The following is a 20,478-nucleotide window of genomic DNA, read 5'->3' as shown; positions in this document are numbered from 1 at the left end:
CACAATTAAGACCCGGATTATAAGTTCCTATGTCACAGCTTTTCCCGCGAAAATTTTTAGCCTCTGTTGCCGCATTTTTTCTGGCTTTGTCCGTGTGGGCGATCGCACCAGCAGCCCACGCTTTCAATAATCCCGATTTGTTGCCGTCAACTCAGACGCCGATCATTGATTTAGCTAAAGCCCTCACGGATATTGAAGAAGAGGGTTTGGCAAAAAATTTAAACGCCTTTGAAGCCGAAACCGGCTGGAAACTGCGAGTCCTGACTCAGTACGATCGCACGCCCGGTTTAGCTGTCAAAAGTTATTGGGGGCTAGATGACAAGAGTGTGTTGCTAGTTGCTGACCCCCGAGGGGGCAATTTGCTCAATTTTAATGTGGGCGACTCGCTGTATCCGCTGCTGCCGCGCACTTTTTGGGTGGAACTGCAAACCCGCTACGGTAATCAATTTTTTGTGCGGGACAATGGCGAAGACCGAGCGATTATTGAATCTTTGGAGTCGATAGAAGGCTGTTTGCGTCAGGGCGGCTGTCGCGTGGTTCCCGGTTTGCCGAGGGAACAGTGGGTTCTGACGTTAATTACGTCGGTGGTTGGCGGCGTCATCTGCGGGTTTGCGGCTCAGCCTCGGAAGCCGGGACAGGTTGTGGCTTGGCAGTGGGCGCTGATTTTTTCGCCGCTGTGGGGCATTCTGTTTTTCGCTTTCGGACTTGGGCCAGTGGTGACTCGGACTTCTGACTGGTTGCCTTTGGTTCGGAATGTGGCCGGTTTTGCGATCGGAGTTTTGGTGGCATTCCTGACTCCGGTGTTGGGCAAATCTTCTTCATCGTCGGAAACTTAGTTGTCAGTTGACAGGAAAGCAGATTTTACTCAACAGTCAACGAATGACTAAAAGCTGGTAAGCTGATACCTGACAACTCACAGGCGACAGCTATCCAACAAATGGAATGGCACGTAAGCGATGCCCAGAGTCTGGGATTAATCGATAACGAAATTGGCGACCACGGTTTTTCAGCGGCGGAGTACGAAATAGTCCGCCGCGTGATTTATGCGACTGCTGATTTTGAGTACAAGTCTTTAATTAGTTTTTCCGATCAGGCTTTGCAGGCTGGGGCGGCGGCTTTGGCTGCTCGGACTACGATCGTGGTAGATGTGCCGATGGTGCAGGTGGGCATTACGCCCCTAATCCAAAGTACCTTTGCGAATCCGGTTTACTGTTCGATGGAGGCTTTGACACGCCCCCAAAAGGAAAGGACGCGGGCGGCTTGGGGGATTGAAACTTTGGCAAGACGCTATCCTGAAGGGATTTTTGTGGTGGGCCAGGCTCAAACTGCTTTGTCGGCGATCGTAGATTTGATTGAATCTGAGGAAATTCGGCCGGCTTTGGTGATTGGGACGCCTTCTGGGTTTGTGGGGGTGGACGTGGCTAAGTCGCGGCTGCACGATTCGATGATTCCTCACATACGGATTGAGGGCCGCAAGGGCTCTGCGGTGGTGGCTGTGGCTATTGTTAACGGGCTGGTGGATTTGGCTTGGCAAGCTTACGGCCAAGAGGGGAACAGTTGATCGAGAAGTTAATTGTCAGGAGTCATGGGATTTTAGATTTTAGATCCCGCTTTCGGCACCCTCTACTGTCACAATCGGTCTTTTCGGAATTTTGTGAACAAATTAAGTTACTTTTTATAATGCGGGATTCTGTGAACCATCATAGATAGTCCTGGACGCATGAGAGTCCAGAAACCTGTTTTTTTTACGAAAATACACAGGTTGCAGCCACAGATTCGGTAAAAAACACGGTTTCTTTGTCGGAGTGCGTAAGTCTTGATAGAGTAGAATTCTCTAGCAAGTTAAGGAAATGAGTCGATTGCAAATTCGCGAAGATGACCTCAGAGGTAGAAAGATAGCTGACTTTCTTCGCGAACATCTCGAAAATATGAATGAGATTACACCACCTGAAAGCATTCATGCTCTTGATTTGGAAGCATTGCGCTCGCCCGATATTACTTTCTGGACGGCTTGGGAGGGTGATGAATTACTCGGATGCGGAGCACTAAAAGAACTAGATTCAAGAAGTGGTGAAGTCAAATCAATGCGTACCGCCAAGGCTCACCGCCGTCAAGGTATCGCCGGGGAGATTCTTGAACACATCATAAAAGAAGCCCAACGGCGTGCTTACGATTGCCTGAATTTGGAAACAGGGGCTTTGCCTGAGTTCGCCCCGGCACGAGCCTTGTATATACGGTATGGGTTTAAGTACCGAGGCCCCTTCGCTGAATACATTGATGACCCGAATAGCGTGTTTATGACGAAAAAGCTCGCTTGATCGGCTTCTCAAAATTGGTGTATTTCTTGAAAATCTCGCAATAACGCTTAACTATTATTAGACATCTCCAGAAATTAAGTTTTTGCCCTGTTTCAACTTGCGATCGCTCTTAAATTTGTCGCTACTATCAATATTAATAATCAGCGGGCGATCGCCTTTTTACATCTCTGCTTTGATTTGTGCGATCGCGGTCTTTTTTTCTGCCTTTTTTAATTTGCTGGCTCATCTCGACAAACAAATCTCTACGCAGATAAGGATAGTCGCTCACCCACACGTCGCGACTGGGAATGTAAATATCTGAAACTTTGGCAATCCGTCCCAAATCTTCTTGATTTGACATAATTAACATTAAAGCAGCTTGGCCGGGGGCAATTCCTTGATGATCTTTCCGCAAGGGAGCTCGCAGTGTAGTAGTAAATCCGGTTTTGTCGCCGACTTCTAAATTAATTCGCGGTTCTAGGTTGTCAACTATTACGAGTTGTCCTTTTTGATTGACTGTTTCTTCTTGACTTGTGACTTCATCTGTAATATATATATCCAAAACTCGTCCTTGCCAAAAACCGCAGTATTGATATTTGCGGCATTCTGCATTCCGCAAACTCGCCCACAAAATCGGCCCCCACAGCCAGTACAAACCAGCTATCAATCCGGTGATTAAAACTAGCGGTCCGACATCGGAACCGGCGAAGTTGTAGACTACCAGGAGGAAAACTACGCTGACTGCAGAGATTAACATTCGCCTCAAAAAATCGGGCGGTTTTCCCCAGATATATTTGTATTGCGCTCCCGTGGCGACGGCGGGAATTAGTTCTTGAAAGGTTTCGCGGGTTAAGGGAATTAGCATAAGAAGTTCGGCAACGAGCAATGTACGGGATGCAACGGCTGTCTGTTCGGAAGCGGATTATATTAAGGGATTTAACAGATTGAACTGATTGATTTTGAAGTCAAAAATCAGAAGTTAGAAGTCAAAAGTTAGAAGTTAGATTAATTCCACATTACTTATGACTAATGACTAATGACTAATGATTAATGACTACAAGATTTTTTCCAGGCCGTAAACGAGCGATCGCAATTCAAGGACTTTGCGTATAGACAGCAAGACTCCTGGCATATAACAAGCTCGATCGCTCGTATCGTGTCGTAAAGTATAAACTTGACCGGCGCCACCAAAAATTACCTCTTGGTGGGCAATTAAACCGGGTAAACGGATGCTGTGAATGCGAATCCCTTCATCAGCCAGTGAACCTCGAGCTCCGGCTAATTTTTCGGTTTCCTCAACTTCTGGCGGATTGAAAGTTTTTCCCATTTCTGCTAACATTTGGGCAGTTTGAATTGCCGTACCGCTGGGGGCGTCGGCTTTTTGATTGTGGTGCAGCTCGATAATTTCTACGTGTTCAAAATACTGAGATGCCGTGACGGCGGCTTGTTGGAGCAACACCATGCCGATCGAGAAATTGGGTATGATTAAACACCCAGTGCTAGCTTTGTCAGCAAATTCAGCTAAGTTTTCAATTTGCTCGCTGCTCAAGCCAGTAGTGCCGACTACCGGGCGAATGCCGTAAGCTATGGCCGATCGCACGTTTTCATAAACAGACGAAGGGTGCGTAAAATCTACCATCACGCCTAACTGCTTTTCCTGAGCTGCTAATACCAGCATTCCTTGCAAGTCGTCTGTGATGGGAACTTCTAACGGGCCGCATCCGGCTAATTCGCCGGCATCGGCGTTGAGGCACTCAGGAGAGCGGTCTACAGCCCCAAATAACGTCATGTCACTAGCATGGGCGATCGCCTTAATTACTTCGCGGCCCATTTTGCCTGCAGCACCGTTAACAATCACCGGAATCGGAAGTTGATTCGCCATCATCTCAAAAATATCCTGAAAGTTTGATCGACTAAATTTTAACGCTTGTACGAATTTGGGGAAACAAGCAATGAAAGACAGGATTTGTCGGCAAATCTTCAAAAACCCGGTTCCCATTCGAGAAATACTTTGCCAAATCGAGTAATTAGCTTAAAGAAACTTGGTTGCGGCACAAGTTCTGAAAAAATTACATTCAATCTCATATTAAGCTCAATTCTGTAAGAACAGACTTGTGCAAAGCTAATTTGCACCGACATATTTTTTCTGTGACTGCCAAATTCTCTCGAAATCTTCGATATGTCATGTCTGTCGCAACTGGTCTCAACCTGAGTTCTCAAAACCGACGGGTCAGGATTTTGCCTGCAATGCTTGCGGGCGTGACTGTAACGCTGCTGAATATGGGAGTTCGGCATTTGGGAGGCCTGCAGAGCTTGGAATTGGCGAGTTTTGACTCGTTAGTGCGGTTGCAGCCAGATTCGGGCCCCGATCCGCGACTGCTGGTAGTGGGAATTTCTGAGGCCGATATTCAAGCTTTGGGGAGATTTCCGATTTCCGACGGTGCGATCGCTCAAACCTTGACAAAACTGCAAAAGTATCAGCCAAAAGTCATCGGTTTGGATTTGTACCGGGATTTGCCTCAAGCGCCGGGACACCAAGAATTGCTGGCCGCGCTGAAAGCACCGAATGTTGTGGCGATCAACCAATTGAGCGATTCAGAAAGTCCGGGAGTGCCTGCGCCTCCGGGGATACCGCCCGATCGAGTTGGTTTTAACGACTTCGTACTCGACCCTGATGGCGTGGTACGCCGCAATTTGCTCTCAGTCTCGCAACCAGAAAAGAATACTGCTTTCTCGTTTTCTGTGCAAGTGGCTTTGTTGTATCTCAAAGACAGAGTGCAGCCGGAAAATAGCCCTGTTCATCCCCACCAAATCAACTGGGGAAAGGCAGAATTTGTGCCTTTAACTTCTGACAGCGGCGGCTATGCAAATATTGACACCACAGGCTACCAAATTCTGCTCAAATACCGTTCTGGTAAGGAGGTGGCGCGACAAGTCAGTATCAGGCAGGTATTGAACGGGGAAATTGACCCAAGCTGGGTTAAGGGCAAGATTGTGTTGATCGGGACGACTGCACCGAGTACCAGAGATTTGTTTTTGACGCCTTACAGCCCGGTTAAAAAGCAAAGTCCGAAAATGCCGGGGGTGTTGCTGCACGCGCAAATGCTCAGCCAAATATTGAGTGCGGTTTTGGATGGACGATCGCTATTTTGGGTGTGGCCGGAATGGGCGGAAATTTTGTGGAACGGTGCTTGGGCGATGGTTGGCGGGGTTTTGGCTTGGCGGATTCAGCATCCTGCGAGGGCGGGATTGGCTGGGGGTGCGGCGTTGATGGGTTTGTTGGGGATTACTTTTGCGATTTTTACTGGGGGTGGGTGGGTACCGTTAGTGTCGCCGACTTTGGGTTTGGTGGTGACTGGTTTGGGTGTCAGTGCTTACAGGAAGCTTTACGATGCTTTTCACGATTCTCTAACGGGTTTGCCCAACCGGGATTTGTTCGTGGATTGCCTGGGGCGGGCGATCGCCAATACTAGGGGCCGTCGCAGCTATCTGTTTGCGGTGCTGTTTCTGGATTTAGACAGGTTTAAGGTGATTAATGATTCTTTGGGTCATTTGGTGGGGGATGAACTGCTGATGGCGGTGGTGCTGCGGTTGAGGGCGATTATTGGCTCCGGGGATACTGTGGCGCGGGTGGGGGGCGACGATTTTGCGATTTTGGTGAGGAATATTGATGTTGAGAGTGCTGTGGATTTGGCCGATCGAATTCACAAAGCTTTAATTGTGCCTTTTGAGTTGAAGGGGCAGGAGGTGTTTGTGACTGCAAGCATCGGGATTGCCCTGGGCGGCGAACCCGCTGCTACTGTCAGGGAACAGCCCGAACACTTGCTGCGGGACGCCCACACGGCGATGTACCGGGCGAAGGCTTTGGGAACGGGAAGGTATCAGGTGTTTAATGCTTCGATGCACGCTTTGGCGGTGGAGAGGTTGCAGTTGGAAACTGATTTGCGGATGGCCCTCAAGCGTCAAGAGTTTTTGCTGCACTACCAACCGTTTGTATCTTTGGCAAGCGGGAGGATTATTGGCTTTGAGGCTTTGGTACGTTGGCAACACCCGCTGCAGGGTTTGATTTCGCCGATGAAGTTTATTCCGGTGGCTGAGGAAACGGGGGCAATTGTGCCGCTGGGTGAGTGGGTGTTGGAGGAGGCTTGCCGGCAGTTGGAGCTTTGGGAGGGAATGTTTGATTTCGATCAACCTTTGATTATGAGTGTAAATTTATCTGGGAAGCAGTTTGCTCAGCCGGATTTGGTCGATCGCATTCAGGTGATTTTGGAAACAACTGGTTTGAGTGCCGAGAGTTTGAAGTTGGAGATTACTGAGAGTGTGGTGATGGATGATGTGGAGTCCGCGATCGCGGTTTTGAAGCAGATGAAAGCGTTAAATGTCAAGTTGGGAATTGATGATTTTGGCACTGGTTATTCGTCGTTGAGTTATTTGAGTCGGTTTCCTACGGATACTTTGAAGGTTGATAAGTCGTTTGTGGGGCGGATGGAAATCGAAAGCGAGGGGGAGAATGTGGCGATTGTGCGGACGATTGTGGCGCTGGCTCATGCTTTGGGGATGGATGTGATTGCTGAGGGTGTGGAGACGGCGGCACAATTAGCTAGGTTAAGGGCGATCGGCTGCGAATATGGTCAGGGTTATTTTTTTGCTAAGCCGTTACCGAGCGAGGCTGCGACTGCTTTGATGGCTTCCGAGCCGCAGTGGTAGTGATGAGTTATTGGTCATTCTTCTTCGTGGTTCTATACATATCGTCGTTTAGAAAAGCTTTATGCCAGAAGTTGCACGATTTTACGGAATAATTATCAAAATTTTCTTTGGAGATCATCCACCGCCTCATTTTCACGCAGTTTACGGTGAGTATAATGCTTTGAGCGGCATTGAATCTTTAGAAATTATTGAAGGAGATTTACCGAATCGGGCTCAAAACCTGGTAATAGAATGGGCTACCTTGTATTAGAAAGAACTGCTGGATATGTGGAATAGTCAAGAGTTTAGTAAACTTCCGCCATTAAAATAACTGTGATTGTTTTATGAAACCTGAGCGCATTGTTTCTGCTAAAGCTATTGACGATAACACCTTGATGGTCAAGTTTGCCAATCTTGAAATCAAGACATATAACATCTCTAAGTTATTAGACAATCGGATGTTCGCGATGTTAAGCAATCCTGGATTTTTCAGAAATTTTAAAATTGAACCTGGTGGTTATGCACTGGTTTGGAATGAAGATATCGATATCAGTGAATATGAACTTTGGCAGAATGGAGTCAGTTGCACGGATGAGGAAATTGAGCAATACATTGAATCTCTTCATAATTCGTTCGGACTAAAGCACGATCGTGCCAGAATTATTTGATGTAATCGAATTGTTAGTAACATTGCCTGAATCTAATTTACACTTGGGTGTTAGAGGGGCAATTGTAGATTGTTATGATGAGGTAAAATACGAGGTATAATTTAGCGATCGCTCTGGCGAAACGATAGCTTTGTGTACTCTGTCTACCGAGCAGTTTTTAGTTGTTTGGAAGTCGAAAGAAAGGCGTTGGTTGTCTGTATCTGAGCTATTAGCTACGATGGTTGAACGTTGGTCTGATGAACGTCAGCAACAAATTTTAGAGTTTGCGCGTTCTGTGTCTCAGAAATAGTCGGTTTTTGGTGGCGTTTTGAGAGGAATCAGACCAACTCTGCACTTGGATTTCCAGGCTGCCGATCGACTGTTGTCCGCTTGTATGTCACAATAAACAAGCAATTATTATATTTTGAGTTATCCTGTGAGTCCTACTGCCGAAGTCAGCAATACCCTAAATGCGGGCGCTCTACCAACCGTTACCGCTACTCCAGCCCGCCGCGCTGTTTTTCCCTTCACTGCGATTGTTGGCCAGGAGGAGATGAAACTGGCGCTGCTGTTGAATGTCATCGATCCCAAAATTGGGGGGGTGATGATTATGGGCGATCGAGGTACTGGTAAATCTACCACAATCCGCGCCCTCACTGATTTGCTGCCGGAAATTGAGGTGGTGGCTGACGATCCTTTTAACAGTCATCCCAGCGATCCAGATTTGATGAGCGATGAGGTGCGCGATCGCACTTTATCTCAAACTGACATTAAAATCGCGCGCAAGAAAGTTCAAATGGTAGACTTGCCTCTGGGCGCTACCGAAGACCGAGTTTGCGGTACGATCGACATCGAGAAAGCTTTGTCGGAAGGTGTTAAAGCTTTTGAACCCGGCCTTTTAGCTAAAGCTAACCGCGGCATTCTGTACGTTGATGAAGTCAATTTGCTCGACGATCATTTAGTCGATGTTTTGCTCGACTCGGCCGCTAGCGGTTGGAATACTGTTGAAAGAGAAGGCATTTCGATCCGCCACCCGGCTAAGTTTATTTTAATCGGTTCCGGCAACCCAGAAGAAGGAGAATTGCGGCCGCAGTTGCTCGACAGATTCGGGATGCACGCAGAAATTCGGACTGTAAAAGACCCGAATTTAAGAGTGGAAATTGTCGAACAGCGATCGAGTTTTGACCAAAATCCAGTGGAGTTTCTCGCGAAATACCAGCGCGAACAAGATGAAATGCAGCAGAAGTTGGTGGAAGCCCAGGAAAGATTGAAATCGGTAACTATCGATCGAGAGTTGCGGGTGAAAATCTCCCAAGTTTGCGCCGAATTGGACGTTGACGGGCTGCGGGGCGATTTGGTGACGAATCGGGCTGCGAAAGCTTTCACGGCTTTGGAATGCCGCACAGAGGTGACTGTGGACGATATTCGCCGGGTTATGACTCTGTGTTTGCGGCACAGGTTGCGGAAAGACCCGCTAGAATCAATAGATTCGGGGTATAAAGTGACTAAAGTGTTTGATCGGGTATTCGGGCTAGAAACAACTGAGGGGTAATTAATAATTGGTAATTGGTAATGGGTGGTGAGGAAACATTTCCCAAATTTTTAATGCCTCCTTCCCCAGTTCCAATTACTAATTCTGGCAATGGAAAAACGAATTTTAGGATTAGATCCCGGCTTAGCAAATCTCGGCTACGGGGCAATTTGCTGTCAAGTTGTCCCCGGCAAACAAGATGAAAACTTGGTTTCCATGATTGATTGCGGCGTCATACAAACAACGCCTAAACAGGAAATGGGACAGCGGTTGAAAACAATTTACGATGATTTGCACGAGGTAATTGAACAGATTAAGCCTGATGTAGCAATTGCCGAAAAACTGTTCTTTTACAAGATGGGAAATACCATACTGGTAGCGCAAGCGCGGGGCGTTTTGACGCTAGTATTGGCGCAGTGTGGAGTGCCGTTATTCGAGTTTACGCCGGCTCAAATTAAGCAAGCTTTGACCGGGCGCGGTAATGCGGATAAGTCCGAAGTGCAAGAGGCCGTGGCGCGGGAATTGGAGTTAGGTTATATTCCGAAACCCGACGATGCGGCGGATGCTTTGGCGGTGGCTTTGACGGGTTGGTACGATGATGATATTTGTCCGAAAAAAATACAGTTGGAAACAGAAAAAGTTTGATGCAATATCAAATCATCGGCAAATTAAGCACAAATCCGGGCAAGACATCTTCTCCCGATAAACTTACAGGAAATTGTACAATCTCTACTTCGCGAGAAGGGCGATAAATCTCCACTTGTTCGTCTAGAGGATTAATCAGCCAACCCAAGCGTAAACCACTGTTTAGATACTCCTGCATTTTCTCCTGAAGCGGCCGCAACGGGTCTGGGGGCGATCGCAATTCAATGGCAAAATCAGGACAAATTGGCGGAAATTTCTCTTGTTCTTCTGCTGTTAAAGCCGACCATTTTTCTAACATAACCCAAGAGGCATCAGGCGATCGATAGCCATTATTAGGCAAGCGAAAAATTGTAGATGAACTAAACACTCTCCCTAGCTGCGTTTTACGGTTCCACAAGCCCAAATCTGTAATTAAATAGGCTTCTCGATTGGCGTTAACTCCGCCTACGGGTGACATAATAATGATTTCTCCTTTAGGTGTCCGTTCAAATTGCCAATCTCGATTCATCTGGCATAAACGGTAAAACTGTTCGTCTGTTAGTTCGACAGTATCTAAGTTTAAAGTAACGATTGTCATTTTTTCTAATTCCCTAGAAATATGAGTTCTGTAAACCTATTTTAGCGACACTTTTTGTCAATGACCGACGAAACTAATCGAATTTAACATCAGTTCTCTGCAAGAGCACTTAAGCTTTGAGAGGGATTTAAACCCCAGGCGGACGAGGGCGCAAATGCCAGAGATCGATCGCATTTAACATTAATCCTCTGCAAGAATACTTAAGCTTTGACACCTGTTTAAACCCCAGGCGGATTATTGCGAAGTGCCAAATATTAGTTGAAAATTTAATTAAGTTCGAGCGCCCAATTCCACCCTCGCTCAAAAAAATGCTATAATATCAACTTTAATTGCTAAACTTATCCCGCCAGCAGAGAACACAAGAAAATAATATGGTGATTATTACCTCCCAACAAATTGCCCAATTTCGCTCACAATTAGCCGAATATCCCGAAGCCTTAAAAGCCCTAGACGCAATCGAAGATTGCGAAGGCAACATCGAAGATGCAGCGATATCTCTAGCAATTCAAGCCGGACAAGAACCGAATATATCAGAAAATTGGTTAGACGGATTGGCCAAAAGATGCCGGGTTGCTATCTGCAAATCCGAGGTTAAAGAAGAGTTGACAAACGGACAATTGAATGCAGCATTTAGAGATTTAGTTGCAGCAAAAATTTGCCCTGATATTTTGGTGACTTCAGTGATTATTTATGTCTTTAAAACTGGGGTGAATGAGTTTTGCGAGCCTCTCGAATATAAACTGTAAAGCCATAGCTGCATTTAAAAATTAGGTGAAGCAAAGCTATCCCGAAGGGTAGGGAATCGCCCTCATTTTTCAAAACATGATACAACGAGGCGATCGCAACTGTTCTCTACCCCTTTGCACTACTGTACCCAGCAGGCTTCAAATCCGGCGACAAACCCAAAGATTTCCCCAGCAAACGAGCAAGTTGCACTAAAAAATTAGCAGTATCTTCGTCACCTTCGCGGGCCATTGAAGCCGATATCTGGATTAGCATTTGCACAAATCCCGCATCAATTAAATCGGAACGCGAACTCAAAACCTCTGGTTCTTGGCCGTTGGGACACGTAAGCACTCGCTCGATCAAGTTCAAATAAGCCTCTTGGCGTTCTGGATTCATTTTGGCAGAAGCTGTACAGTAAATAATTTATTATTACGTTTAACTCAGTCCTGTCAATCAGGCGATCGAATAAGCGATCCCCGTTTTTACTCTAGAAACTCCATTCAGTCAGGAATAGACAGAAGCTTAAAGAAAATCTTAAGTTTCTCCATGGTAGTTTAGTCGAGGTAAGCTGCCCCGCTGCGCCCCCTAGAATGCAAGCTAAGCTGCGCCAATAATAACCCTAAGATTCAAGGGAATTAAGAATATACAAAATGAAAATAGGAATATTTTTAGGCAATCTAGGAAACCCCGCCATCTACTATCCCAAACTCGCCCCAATTACCGGCGGAGTCGCGGCGAGCATTTTTCTTTGCCAATTATTACAATGGCAATCACAAAAGTCCAACTCCGGCGAATGGGTAAAAACCAACAGCAGCGAAATTGAAAAAGCCACCGGTTTAAATCACGAAGAACAAGAACTCGCGAGAAGCCTGCTCAAAGTGCGATCGCTCCTGAAAGAAAAACTACAAAATCCCAACACCGACACCCTAGAACTCTGGGCGGACATTGACGCTTTCGAGGAAAAACTCAATAACTTTTGGACATCCAATCCTGGCGGAATTATACCACAGACAACCCGCGAAAGCACCAATCGCCCTGTAGAAATATTCCGCAAAACATCACCCCCAAATCATGTAGTTAAAACCGACAAATATTTCGGGCAACCCCGCCAGCAAATAGCCGTTGCTGTCACGCCTCATTACCGATTTAGCGGCCCTTGGAATTCTCAAGAACAACTGCACAACTTTCAGCGAGCTTTAGAAGCATATGCTCAAGAGCGTAATTTAGGATTTGGCAATCCTTCTGGATGGGCATTTAAAATTATTGACAGCATGACAAAAGGCTTAACCTCGCCTTTTTGGGAGGAATTTATCGCCGGAATCCCTTTAGGAGAAAGTCAGAAAGTCCAGCGAGATTGGGAAATCGAGCCGGAAGTGCCTTATCCTGCTTTTGAAGAGGAGCGAATTCAGTATTACGTCCACAAAGGAGAACCGCTGGAAGCAGCAGTATCTAAAGCCCGTGCTGACTTGAGAAACCCGGTTTTGGGCAAAGATTTGTGGGAGGGATTTTTGCGAAAGTGCGATCGCCTTGCTGATGATGCACTCAAAGCAAAACAGCAGGGCGTTGACACACCATATCTGCCGTCTTCCTTCAACGAAAAACCGCAAATCACCAAGGATAGCGTTATGCGGAAGTTAGGGGCGATCGCGCCTCAATCGGCCTTAAATCACTCCACATCTGAAACAATTGCTGAACCGCCAAAAAACGAACAAAAAGAGCTGCCAGCCCCCGCCGAAATCCCCAGTATTTCCTCTTTGCAAAAAGCTTACCAAACTCCTCTGGGTCGAAGTCTAGTAGAAAAACAAATCGCTGCCAACCCAGAATGGGGCTACGAAATAGTTGACGGTGAAATAGTCGAATCAATCCCTTTTTAAAGAGACGGATATGAAACGAATTAGCGATATCAATCCGCTGGGAGAAGAGCGACCAAATCCGTCTGAGGAAGAGAGAGAAAAACTGCGGCGGGAGAGGTGGCAGCGAGAAAGAGATGAAGGATATCAAAAGTTAGTTGAACTCTGCAATTTGGGGGAATATGACATGGCTGAGCAGTTGGCCAATCGACATTTTAATTGGGGTTATGAAATAGTTGATGGGAGTGTGATGGAAAGGATAGATTAGGTTTGTTGTCACCCGACGATTGAAATCGCGTCTACTTTCATCGGCAGGCAAGAGACCCACTCCACAAGAAACTTGATATGTTGTGGAACAGGCAAGATGCCTGTTCCTAAGAATATGGGCAGGCTCTCCAGCATACCCCACAAGAAACTTGATATGTTGTGAAACAGGCATCTTGCCTGTTCCTAAGAATGGTGCAAGTGGACTACCGCACTGTCTATGTTATAATTATAACTAAAAATTAAATAACTATTAAAATATGACGACAACTATTAATGCCAAAAACCTAACATTAGCAGAAGTACAGCGTCTGTTCGGCTTTCAAAAGCAGTACACTAACTCGTTTACCTCTCTGTTATCCCTTGAAGATATAACAGAACACGAACAGCAGGAACTTATACAAATTAGGGATGACTTCGATGACTACATTTCAACGGATCGAGTTTCTGAAGGGTTGGTAAAAGCTCTGACTACCTTTCCCCTAATGCGATTGGCTGGCTTCTACCGTCGCCCGATTAAAATTAGTTTAGAACAAGACATCGCCGAAATTAGCATTGAAGATGAAGATACTATCATTAAAGGACGGTTTGATATCTTAGCTGTCAACAAAATAAAACCTATCAGAAGCGATACATATTTTTGGGTTTTGGTGATTGAAAGTAAAAATTCTGGAATCAACGCATTGATGGGTTTATCCCAATTGCTCACCTATGCTTATCAAAATTTAAAATATCAGGACACAATCTGGGGCTTGACAACAAACGGAATGCACTATCAGTTCGTCAATATTCAGGGGGGCAATAACCCAACCTATCACCTAATGCCTTTGCTAAACCTAATGGAGTCCGACTCTTCAATTTTGTTGCTGCAAGTGTTAAAAGCTATTTGCAAACTATAAAAAAAGAGGCAGAGAAAATTCCCCGCCTCCAATCTGCCATGACTGTTAACCTAAAGGTTAGATTACCCAGCCAATACTTTTTAGTAGCCTCTGGTGTTAGGCTTGTGGACGATGAAGCTCAGCACTTGGCACTGCTTCACGTTGTCAAAACCCATGACGCGGATGTAGCAGCTAGGATTGTCTTGACGGCAAGCTTGAACTTCTGTCATGATTTCTTGGACGCTGCGAGCACCAAACAAAGGCAACTTCCACAGAGTCCAGTAGCGCATTTCAGCGGCAGAGGTTTCGTTGAATTCTACGCCGGGAATGTAGCCTTGATCCAAGATGTATTGGAGTTGCTTGGCAATTTGCGCGTCTGTCAGCGGGGGCAAATAGGACAGAGTTTCGTAACGACGCTCTTTAGGTAAAGTCTTCATTTTTGTATCTCTAAGGTGTGTGTTCGATCGCACTTGTCGATCGATTAACTCGACAAATTATCCAGATTCGGTTCAGAATCTATTGATGTTTCAGGATTACTGCTAGGAACAGACCAATTAAGTTGCGTAGTTCGCTCTAAATGCTGGCGTCTGTGTTCCATATTCGCCTGTTGAATGCCAGTACAAACCATTTCTGGCAAATATTCTGTCACATCGTGAGCCAGATACTCTCGCACAGTCATGATCCGAAATCCTAAATCTTGATTTTCCCTCAGCAACTCTTGAATGTATGCTTCTCCATCTTGGATTTTGGCCTTCGTGGAAAAGTCGTTCAACCAGATTGCCAGAGGAGGATTGGTTTCGCTCAACTGAGCGACCACCATCCGCACGGATTGATAGGTTAGGTAACTTGCCAGCACCTTAGCGGTGTCTTTCGCAACTTGTTTGAGATCCATTTTGACCCCAGCCCCCTCAAATTTTAGATTTTGGATTTTAGATTTTGGATGCAAACTTACTTGTAAATCTTCTTCAAAGATAAAGACTTCCTAGCAAGTTTGCGACCTAAAACCTAAAATCTCCAACCAAAAATCCTTAAAGGGTATCCATTGCCTCGAACTCAAACTTGATTTCTTTCCAGAGTTCGCAAGCAACAGCCAGTTCAGGAGACCATTTGCAAGCTTCGCGGATCACGTCGCCGCCTTCGCGCATCAAGTTGCGGCCTTCGTTACGAGCTTGGACGCAAGCTTCCAAAGCAACGCGGTTAGCAGTTGCACCAGGTGCATTACCCCAAGGGTGGCCCAAGGTGCCGCCGCCGAACTGCAAGCAGGAGTCGTCGCCGAAGATTTCCACCAAAGCCGGCATGTGCCAGATGTGGATACCACCAGAAGCAACCGGCATGACACCGGGCATGGAGGCCCAATCTTGGGTGAAGTAAATACCGCGGCTGCGGTCTTCTTCGATGTGGTCTTCGCGCATCAAGTCTACGAAGCCCATCGTGATGCCTTTTTCGCCTTCGAGTTTACCCACAACTGTACCGGAGTGCAGGTGGTCGCCGCCGGACATCCGCAAGCACTTGGCAAGCACGCGGAAGTGGATACCGTGGTTTTTCTGACGGTCGATAACTGCGTGCATGGCGCGGTGGATGTGCAGCAAAATACCATTGCGGCGGCACCATTTAGCCAAGGTTGTGTTAGCAGTGAAACCACCGGTCAGGTAGTCGTGCATGATGATGGGGGTTTTGATTTCCTTAGCGAACTCAGCCCGCTCCATCATTTCTTCGCAGGTGGGGGCGGTTACGTTGAGGTAGTGGCCCTTGACTTCGCCGGTTTCTGCTTGAGCTTTTTCAATAGCTTCTTGAACGAACAAGAAACGATCGCGCCAGCGCATAAACGGTTGCGAGTTGATGTTTTCGTCGTCTTTGGTGAAGTCCAAACCGCCGCGCAGAACTTCGTAAACGGCACGGCCGTAGTTCTTAGCAGACAGACCCAATTTGGGTTTAATTGTACAGCCCAGCAAAGGACGACCGTACTTGTTCAATTTGTCCCGCTCAACGGTAATACCGTGAGGAGGGCCTTGGAAAGTTTTCAAGTAAGCAATGGGAATCCGCAAGTCTTCCAACCGCAGAGCGCGCAGAGCTTTGAAACCGAACACGTTACCGACCAAAGAGGTCAGCAAGTTGGTGACGGAACCTTCTTCAAACAAATCCAAAGGATAAGCAATGAAGCAGATGTACTGGTTGTCTTCACCGGGAACTGGCTCGATGTCGTAGCAGCGACCTTTGTAGCGGTCGAGGTCGGTCAGGAGGTCAGTCCACACAGTTGTCCATGTACCTGTGGAAGATTCAGCAGCTACAGCAGCGCCGGCTTCTTCAGGGGGTACTCCCGGCTGCGGTGTTACCCGGAAAGCCGCCAAAACATCTGTATCCTTTGGGGTGTAGTCCGGCGTGTAATACGTTAGTTTATAGTCTTGAACTCCGGCTTTATACCCAGCCTTTGATTGAGTTTGGGTTTGCGCGTAAGCCATATCTCGCTTCCTAGTATTCGCTTAATTTTTTTGCCCGATCGCAGGCTGTTAAAAATATATCAATAAAATGGCGCTCTCAAATTTTAATATTCTTTTAATCATCATAAGTATTATTTATTTTGCTTTACATTAGGCAAATATTTGTAACATTTCTTATGAAAAGCCAGCGGCGAAGGATGCAGGAGGAAAGGCTGGGGATCGCAGAGGGGGGAGGAATTTCGCTGGACAGAAAGATATGGTGCAGCGAGCCGAACAGCGAATCAATACGGTTTATGTAAAGAATTTAATACTTAAAAATCAGAATTGGTAAGGGGTAATGGATCTGGGCTAAGTAGTTAGAAATACCTAAAGTTGGGGTGGGCAGTTAAGATCGATCTCAACTGCAATCCAGTATGCAATCTAAAATCCAAAATCCAAAATCCAAAATCTAAAATCCCGTGACTTCCAGACCGCCAACTCAAAAATCGACAGCATAGCACATAATATGGACAGGACTTGTGCTCTCAAACCAAATCCGTCGTTACAGCCATTTAACCTCGCTGAAAACCGGGTTTCTGCGTTAGCGGCGCGTAAGTCTACTATGGATATTTAGCCCCATTTTTACTCTGGTTGTGCCTCACCCCCCTTCAAAAGCCGTCCACTGCATCAATCCAGATTGCCCAAGGCCCTACCCTCAGACTTGGGGCAACAATTTTTGTCATAGTTGCGGGGCTCCGCTGCAGCTAAAAAATCGCTATGTGCCTCTAGAAAGCCTCGCTTCCGGGGGTTTTGCAGCGATTTTCACAGTTTGGGACAAAGAAACTCAAACCGAGCGCGTCCTGAAAGTGTTGCTCGAAACTGCCCCGAAAGCGCTGAAACTGTTCGAGCAAGAAGCTTGGGTTTTGGCACGTTTGCGGCACCCGGGCGTCCCGAGAGTCGATCCTGACGGTTATTTTCACGTCCAAACGCAAAATTTTGCAGGCGGCGAGGGAAATCCTGCGGCGAAGCGGCTGCCTTGTTTGGTAATGGAAAAGATTCACGGCAAAACTTTAGAAGAGGTTCTCGACGAGCACCCTCAAGGCTGTCCGCAGGAATGGGTGTTTAGTTGGCTGAGTCAAGCTGTGGAAATTTTAGAGGAGTTGCACAGGAGTCAGATTATTCACCGCGACATTAAACCCTCAAATTTGATGCTGCGCGACCCGGAATCGCCCCAAGTTTTGCTTAGCAAGGGTTTAGGCGGACTGCAATTGGTGACGATCGACTTTGGGGGAGTTAAACATATGGGCGGTGTCGAACCGGTGGGGAAAGATTCTCCGAGTTCGACGCGATTGATTTCGCCTGGGTACAGTCCGCCGGAACAAATTGTGGGAGGCGGTGTGGTGCCGGCAACGGATTTTTATGCGCTGGGGCGAACTTGTATTCATTTGCTGACGGGGAAGTATCCGGCGGAAATTGAAGATCCGATGACTGGAGAGTTGCGGTGGCGCCACATTGTATCTGTGAGTCCGCCTTTGGCTAATTTGTTGGACGATATGGTGCGATCGAATGTGCGGGAACGTCCGGCGACGGCTGGCGATGTTCGGGCGCGTTTGCAGGAGATTTATGCTAGGAGTAAGGGCAAAATCGCGATCACCCCAATGGGTCAAGCTATTGTAGAATTCTGCCGGCAAGTAGTGGTGGCGGGGGCGCAAAAAACGGGAAGTTTGATGGTTGTGCTGTTCGGCGCGATCGCCCAAATCGTGGTAGCTTCTCTGGATACGGGCTGGGAAATGGTGCTGGGTGGCGTTGGTGGAAGTGCGGGGGCGATCGGTGGTTTGGTTTTGGGTTATGCTTCGCCTATTGGCCAGGAAGTTGCCAGTTTTCTGAATCAAGGTTTGCAGCAATTAATTCCTAACATCACTTTCGCTGTCGGACCGGAAGTGCTGCTGTTTGGGTTGGCGGGGTTCGGAACTGCGATCGGTTTGACGGATGCGGGGAGTTTTCGCCAGCAAAAACAGTATTGGCTGTCTGGATTGATGGGAGCTCAGGGCTATTTGTTGGCAGGTTTGTGCTGGATGGAAGCAACAGCTTCTAGCGGTGTGCAGGGGGTTATTTTGGGAGCTTTTGCGATCGCCTCTTTGACTGTGGGAATGGGTTTGCGGAGCCATCAATTAGTTCACGCTTTGGTAGTGGCTGTTTTCTCTACGGGAATGTTTCTGTTGCTGAATGCTTGGAACATTTTTCCGGGGAGTTTCTTTGGGATTTTGTCACTGTCTAACGTTACCTTCGGCTGGCTGCAAATTTGGGGCTCGATTATGTTTTTTGGTTTGTTGGGAAGTGCGATCGGGCTTTGTTTGGGAGTTAGTCATTATTTAGTTGTGCCTTTGTTGCGGTGGTTGGGCTGGAAGTAGGAATTAATTAAACATTAAACATTTCACCTCAGATTCATCTTCCCCTAAATCTTTCTTAAAAATATTCACTTTGGGTAATCTTGTCCCCCCCTTGTTAAGGGGATATAGGCGCGCTCTCCGGCTTTGAAAACTATTGTGGGGCGGGCCGGAGAGGTCGCAAAAAAATCTACAAGTTAGATGCTAGACAGCTTATAATCATGAAGAACATTAAATAATAGCCTCAGAGTGCCATGTCCAAAATATTACTAGAATCCTTTCGGACAGCCTATGCAAATATGGAGTTATCGCCGCTGATAACTCCGAAAGAAGTCGAGAACTTCCGAGTAGAATACGGGACAGAAGTGCTGGAAGAATTAGAGCAATTAGTCGAAGATGACCCTTCCGGTAGCGGTAAAATTATTTTTACGGGACATCGCGGTTGCGGTAAGTCTACACTGTTGGCTGAGTTTTGCCGCCAGATGGACGATCGCTATTTTACAGTCTTTTTCTCGATTTCCGACTTGATCGAAATGTCGGATGTTAATCATATTAATATTTTGTTTGCGATCGCAGTTCAGTTGATGGATGCAGCCGAAAAACAGCAAATTCCCATCAAAAAATCCACTAAAGAATCATTTGAGAAGTGGTTTGCCACTAAAACTAAAACAACAATTGACGAATTGAGCGCCAGCGGATCGGTGGGGTTTAACTTGTTTAAGATGATTCAAGGCAAGTTAAAAGCTGATGCGACGATTCGCGAGGAAATCAAACAAGAGTTTATTCGCAAAGTTTCTGATTTGGTTGCAACAATTAACGAGATTGCTGCGGTAGTTCGAGAAGGCGCGAAAAAAGATATAATCGTGGTGATTGATGACCTGGATAAGTTGGATTTAGGTGTAGTTCGCCAAGTTTATCAAGAACATATTAAAGCGCTTTTCTTGCCAAATTTTAGGATAATTTTAACAACTCCTATTTCAGCGCTGCGAGATGTCTCTTTGGCCGCTACCGTGGAAACGGAAACTAACAATCAAGTCGTGTTTATGCCAGTCACTAAGCTGTTTAAACGCGGAGAAAGCCGGAATGCTGATGCTGTTGCAATGGCGGAACCGGCGGCGAGATTGAAAGAGATTTTAGCTAAACGCTTGGGAAGCGAATTGATCGAACCGGAAACACTCGATCGCCTTGTCGCATACAGCGGTGGAGTATTGCGAGAATTGATTAGAATTGCTAACGAATGCTGCCGCATTTGTTTGCGGTTGGTGCGACGGAATCCAGAAGCTGCGGTTAAAATTAATGCTGAGGTGTTTGAGGAAGCGATTAATAAATTGCGGATCGATTTTGATACCCGTTTAGGAACCACTGATTATGAGATGTTGATGGCAACTTACAGAGATTTTAAACCTGCCGACCCGAAAGCACAAGGGTTTTTGGACTTGCTGCATGGGTTATATGTTTTGGAATATCGCAATGGTGTTTTGTGGTACGACATTCACCCGATCGTGCTAGAATTGTTAAAGCAGCGAGATGATTTTCCGCGTGAATAATTTCTTTTATACTCAACAAATAAACT

The 20,478-nt window shown here is 46.5% G+C and carries 22 protein-coding genes; 15 read left to right on the top strand and 7 right to left on the bottom strand.

The genetic code is table 11. The annotated features are described in order from the left end of the window. Positions 1-29: 29 nt before the first annotated feature. The 3 genes from NDI35_RS02690 to NDI35_RS02680 all read left to right on the top strand — a co-directional run bounded on the left by NDI35_RS02690 (position 30) and on the right by NDI35_RS02680 (position 2,318). Positions 30-836 (top strand): TPM domain-containing protein, encoded by an 807-nt coding sequence (locus NDI35_RS02690; RefSeq protein WP_445311379.1) that lies wholly within the window; start codon positions 30-32, stop codon positions 834-836. A gap of 101 nt (positions 837-937) precedes the next feature. Next, positions 938-1,561 (top strand): precorrin-8X methylmutase, encoded by a 624-nt coding sequence (locus tag NDI35_RS02685; RefSeq protein ID WP_015179019.1) that lies wholly within the window; start codon positions 938-940, stop codon positions 1,559-1,561. A gap of 289 nt (positions 1,562-1,850) precedes the next feature. Next, positions 1,851-2,318: a GNAT family N-acetyltransferase gene (locus NDI35_RS02680; protein ID WP_445311378.1), complete on the top strand. Its 468-nt coding sequence runs from the start codon at positions 1,851-1,853 to the stop codon at positions 2,316-2,318. A gap of 133 nt (positions 2,319-2,451) precedes the next feature. Here NDI35_RS02680 and NDI35_RS02675 read toward each other — a convergent pair whose 3' ends face one another. Then, positions 2,452-3,162: a DUF8619 family protein gene (locus NDI35_RS02675; protein WP_445311377.1), complete on the bottom strand. Its 711-nt coding sequence runs from the start codon at positions 3,160-3,162 to the stop codon at positions 2,452-2,454. A 189-nt stretch (positions 3,163-3,351) separates the two neighbouring features. Beyond that, positions 3,352-4,179, bottom strand: a complete 828-nt coding sequence (gene dapB / locus NDI35_RS02670; RefSeq protein ID WP_445311446.1) for a 4-hydroxy-tetrahydrodipicolinate reductase — start codon at positions 4,177-4,179, stop codon at positions 3,352-3,354. A 302-nt stretch (positions 4,180-4,481) separates the two neighbouring features. On the opposite strand from dapB, the gene NDI35_RS02665 reads away from it, so the two are divergent. The 6 genes from NDI35_RS02665 (at position 4,482) to ruvC (ending at position 9,806) form a co-directional block, all read left to right on the top strand. Continuing rightward, positions 4,482-7,004, top strand: a complete 2,523-nt coding sequence (locus tag NDI35_RS02665; protein WP_445311376.1) for an EAL domain-containing protein — start codon at positions 4,482-4,484, stop codon at positions 7,002-7,004. Positions 7,005-7,065: 61 nt separating this feature from the next. Then, a complete protein-coding gene (locus NDI35_RS02660) occupies positions 7,066-7,254 on the top strand; it encodes a DUF4160 domain-containing protein (RefSeq protein WP_445311375.1) in 189 nt (62 codons plus the stop codon). A gap of 73 nt (positions 7,255-7,327) precedes the next feature. Further along, entirely contained in the window at positions 7,328-7,651 is a 324-nt protein-coding gene (locus NDI35_RS02655; RefSeq protein WP_445311374.1) for a DUF2442 domain-containing protein, read from the top strand. Next, positions 7,635-7,751 (top strand): DUF4926 domain-containing protein, encoded by a 117-nt coding sequence (locus tag NDI35_RS02650; protein WP_445311373.1) that lies wholly within the window; start codon positions 7,635-7,637, stop codon positions 7,749-7,751. The genes NDI35_RS02655 and NDI35_RS02650 overlap by 17 nt, the downstream gene beginning before the upstream one ends. A gap of 315 nt (positions 7,752-8,066) precedes the next feature. Continuing rightward, the gene (gene bchI, locus NDI35_RS02645; RefSeq protein ID WP_445311372.1) at positions 8,067-9,182 is read left to right on the top strand and encodes a magnesium chelatase ATPase subunit I; all 1,116 of its coding nucleotides are present in this window, start codon (positions 8,067-8,069) and stop codon (positions 9,180-9,182) included. 90 nt (positions 9,183-9,272) lie between these two features. Further along, positions 9,273-9,806: a crossover junction endodeoxyribonuclease RuvC gene (gene ruvC / locus NDI35_RS02640; protein ID WP_333438634.1), complete on the top strand. Its 534-nt coding sequence runs from the start codon at positions 9,273-9,275 to the stop codon at positions 9,804-9,806. A 7-nt stretch (positions 9,807-9,813) separates the two neighbouring features. On the opposite strand, the gene NDI35_RS02635 is transcribed toward ruvC, so the two are convergent. Beyond that, positions 9,814-10,383, bottom strand: coding sequence for a Uma2 family endonuclease (locus tag NDI35_RS02635; RefSeq protein WP_445311371.1), 570 nt, complete (start codon positions 10,381-10,383; stop codon positions 9,814-9,816). Positions 10,384-10,754: 371 nt separating this feature from the next. Here NDI35_RS02635 and NDI35_RS02630 point away from each other — a divergent pair, with 371 nt between their 5' ends. Then, complete coding sequence (locus NDI35_RS02630) at positions 10,755-11,129, top strand: hypothetical protein (protein WP_006632950.1); 375 nt, start codon at positions 10,755-10,757, stop codon at positions 11,127-11,129. Positions 11,130-11,235: 106 nt separating this feature from the next. On the opposite strand, the gene NDI35_RS02625 is transcribed toward NDI35_RS02630, so the two are convergent. After that, a complete protein-coding gene (locus tag NDI35_RS02625; protein WP_445311370.1) occupies positions 11,236-11,505 on the bottom strand; it encodes a hypothetical protein in 270 nt (89 codons plus the stop codon). Between the two features lie 254 nt (positions 11,506-11,759). Between NDI35_RS02625 and NDI35_RS02620 the strand changes: the two genes are divergently transcribed. The 3 genes from NDI35_RS02620 (at position 11,760) to NDI35_RS02610 (ending at position 14,122) form a co-directional block, all read left to right on the top strand. Further along, positions 11,760-12,983 carry a hypothetical protein gene (locus tag NDI35_RS02620; RefSeq protein WP_445311369.1) on the top strand — a complete coding sequence of 408 codons (1,224 nt, stop codon included), beginning with the start codon at positions 11,760-11,762 and terminating at the stop codon, positions 12,981-12,983. 10 nt (positions 12,984-12,993) lie between these two features. Continuing rightward, a complete protein-coding gene (locus NDI35_RS02615; protein WP_445311368.1) occupies positions 12,994-13,227 on the top strand; it encodes a hypothetical protein in 234 nt (77 codons plus the stop codon). 256 nt (positions 13,228-13,483) lie between these two features. Continuing rightward, the gene (locus tag NDI35_RS02610) at positions 13,484-14,122 is read left to right on the top strand and encodes a restriction endonuclease subunit R (protein WP_445311367.1); all 639 of its coding nucleotides are present in this window, start codon (positions 13,484-13,486) and stop codon (positions 14,120-14,122) included. Positions 14,123-14,202: 80 nt separating this feature from the next. On the opposite strand, the gene NDI35_RS02605 is transcribed toward NDI35_RS02610, so the two are convergent. The 3 genes from NDI35_RS02605 to NDI35_RS02595 all read right to left on the bottom strand — a co-directional run bounded on the left by NDI35_RS02605 (position 14,203) and on the right by NDI35_RS02595 (position 16,560). Further along, positions 14,203-14,538, bottom strand: coding sequence for a ribulose bisphosphate carboxylase small subunit (locus tag NDI35_RS02605; RefSeq protein ID WP_006632945.1), 336 nt, complete (start codon positions 14,536-14,538; stop codon positions 14,203-14,205). A gap of 44 nt (positions 14,539-14,582) precedes the next feature. After that, the gene (gene rcbX, locus NDI35_RS02600) at positions 14,583-14,993 is read right to left on the bottom strand and encodes a RuBisCO chaperone RbcX (RefSeq protein ID WP_445311366.1); all 411 of its coding nucleotides are present in this window, start codon (positions 14,991-14,993) and stop codon (positions 14,583-14,585) included. 136 nt (positions 14,994-15,129) lie between these two features. Continuing rightward, positions 15,130-16,560: a form I ribulose bisphosphate carboxylase large subunit gene (locus NDI35_RS02595; RefSeq protein ID WP_190660564.1), complete on the bottom strand. Its 1,431-nt coding sequence runs from the start codon at positions 16,558-16,560 to the stop codon at positions 15,130-15,132. A gap of 611 nt (positions 16,561-17,171) precedes the next feature. Between NDI35_RS02595 and NDI35_RS02590 the strand changes: the two genes are divergently transcribed. Together NDI35_RS02590 and NDI35_RS02585 are read left to right on the top strand one after the other, a co-directional pair. Next, entirely contained in the window at positions 17,172-18,929 is a 1,758-nt protein-coding gene (locus NDI35_RS02590; protein ID WP_445311365.1) for a serine/threonine protein kinase, read from the top strand. Between the two features lie 230 nt (positions 18,930-19,159). Continuing rightward, the gene (locus NDI35_RS02585; RefSeq protein ID WP_445311364.1) at positions 19,160-20,452 is read left to right on the top strand and encodes an AAA family ATPase; all 1,293 of its coding nucleotides are present in this window, start codon (positions 19,160-19,162) and stop codon (positions 20,450-20,452) included. Positions 20,453-20,478 lie beyond the last annotated feature (26 nt).

Source organism: Microcoleus vaginatus FACHB-2002 (assembly GCF_040004035.1).
GTDB classification, from domain to species: domain Bacteria; phylum Cyanobacteriota; class Cyanobacteriia; order Cyanobacteriales; family Microcoleaceae; genus Microcoleus; species Microcoleus vaginatus_C.
Note: the sequence above shows the minus strand (reverse complement) of the source record. Positions and strands in the feature narration are given on the sequence as shown.

Excerpts from the sequence above, each read along its gene's own strand:
- NDI35_RS02690 (WP_445311379.1), top strand. The coding sequence starts at position 30 with ATGTCACAGCTTTTCCCGCGAAAATTTTTAGCCTCTGTTGCCGCATTT.
- NDI35_RS02685 (WP_015179019.1), top strand. The coding sequence starts at position 938 with ATGGAATGGCACGTAAGCGATGCCCAGAGTCTGGGATTAATCGATAAC.
- NDI35_RS02680 (WP_445311378.1), top strand. The coding sequence starts at position 1,851 with ATGAGTCGATTGCAAATTCGCGAAGATGACCTCAGAGGTAGAAAGATA.
- NDI35_RS02675 (WP_445311377.1), bottom strand. The coding sequence starts at position 3,162 with ATGCTAATTCCCTTAACCCGCGAAACCTTTCAAGAACTAATTCCCGCC.
- dapB (WP_445311446.1), bottom strand. The coding sequence starts at position 4,179 with ATGGCGAATCAACTTCCGATTCCGGTGATTGTTAACGGTGCTGCAGGC.
- NDI35_RS02665 (WP_445311376.1), top strand. The coding sequence starts at position 4,482 with ATGTCTGTCGCAACTGGTCTCAACCTGAGTTCTCAAAACCGACGGGTC.
- NDI35_RS02660 (WP_445311375.1), top strand. The coding sequence starts at position 7,066 with ATGCCAGAAGTTGCACGATTTTACGGAATAATTATCAAAATTTTCTTT.
- NDI35_RS02655 (WP_445311374.1), top strand. The coding sequence starts at position 7,328 with ATGAAACCTGAGCGCATTGTTTCTGCTAAAGCTATTGACGATAACACC.
- ruvC (WP_333438634.1), top strand. The coding sequence starts at position 9,273 with ATGGAAAAACGAATTTTAGGATTAGATCCCGGCTTAGCAAATCTCGGC.
- NDI35_RS02635 (WP_445311371.1), bottom strand. The coding sequence starts at position 10,383 with ATGACAATCGTTACTTTAAACTTAGATACTGTCGAACTAACAGACGAA.
- NDI35_RS02630 (WP_006632950.1), top strand. The coding sequence starts at position 10,755 with ATGGTGATTATTACCTCCCAACAAATTGCCCAATTTCGCTCACAATTA.
- NDI35_RS02625 (WP_445311370.1), bottom strand. The coding sequence starts at position 11,505 with ATGAATCCAGAACGCCAAGAGGCTTATTTGAACTTGATCGAGCGAGTG.
- NDI35_RS02620 (WP_445311369.1), top strand. The coding sequence starts at position 11,760 with ATGAAAATAGGAATATTTTTAGGCAATCTAGGAAACCCCGCCATCTAC.
- NDI35_RS02615 (WP_445311368.1), top strand. The coding sequence starts at position 12,994 with ATGAAACGAATTAGCGATATCAATCCGCTGGGAGAAGAGCGACCAAAT.
- NDI35_RS02610 (WP_445311367.1), top strand. The coding sequence starts at position 13,484 with ATGACGACAACTATTAATGCCAAAAACCTAACATTAGCAGAAGTACAG.
- NDI35_RS02605 (WP_006632945.1), bottom strand. The coding sequence starts at position 14,538 with ATGAAGACTTTACCTAAAGAGCGTCGTTACGAAACTCTGTCCTATTTG.
- rcbX (WP_445311366.1), bottom strand. The coding sequence starts at position 14,993 with ATGGATCTCAAACAAGTTGCGAAAGACACCGCTAAGGTGCTGGCAAGT.
- NDI35_RS02595 (WP_190660564.1), bottom strand. The coding sequence starts at position 16,560 with ATGGCTTACGCGCAAACCCAAACTCAATCAAAGGCTGGGTATAAAGCC.
- NDI35_RS02585 (WP_445311364.1), top strand. The coding sequence starts at position 19,160 with ATGTCCAAAATATTACTAGAATCCTTTCGGACAGCCTATGCAAATATG.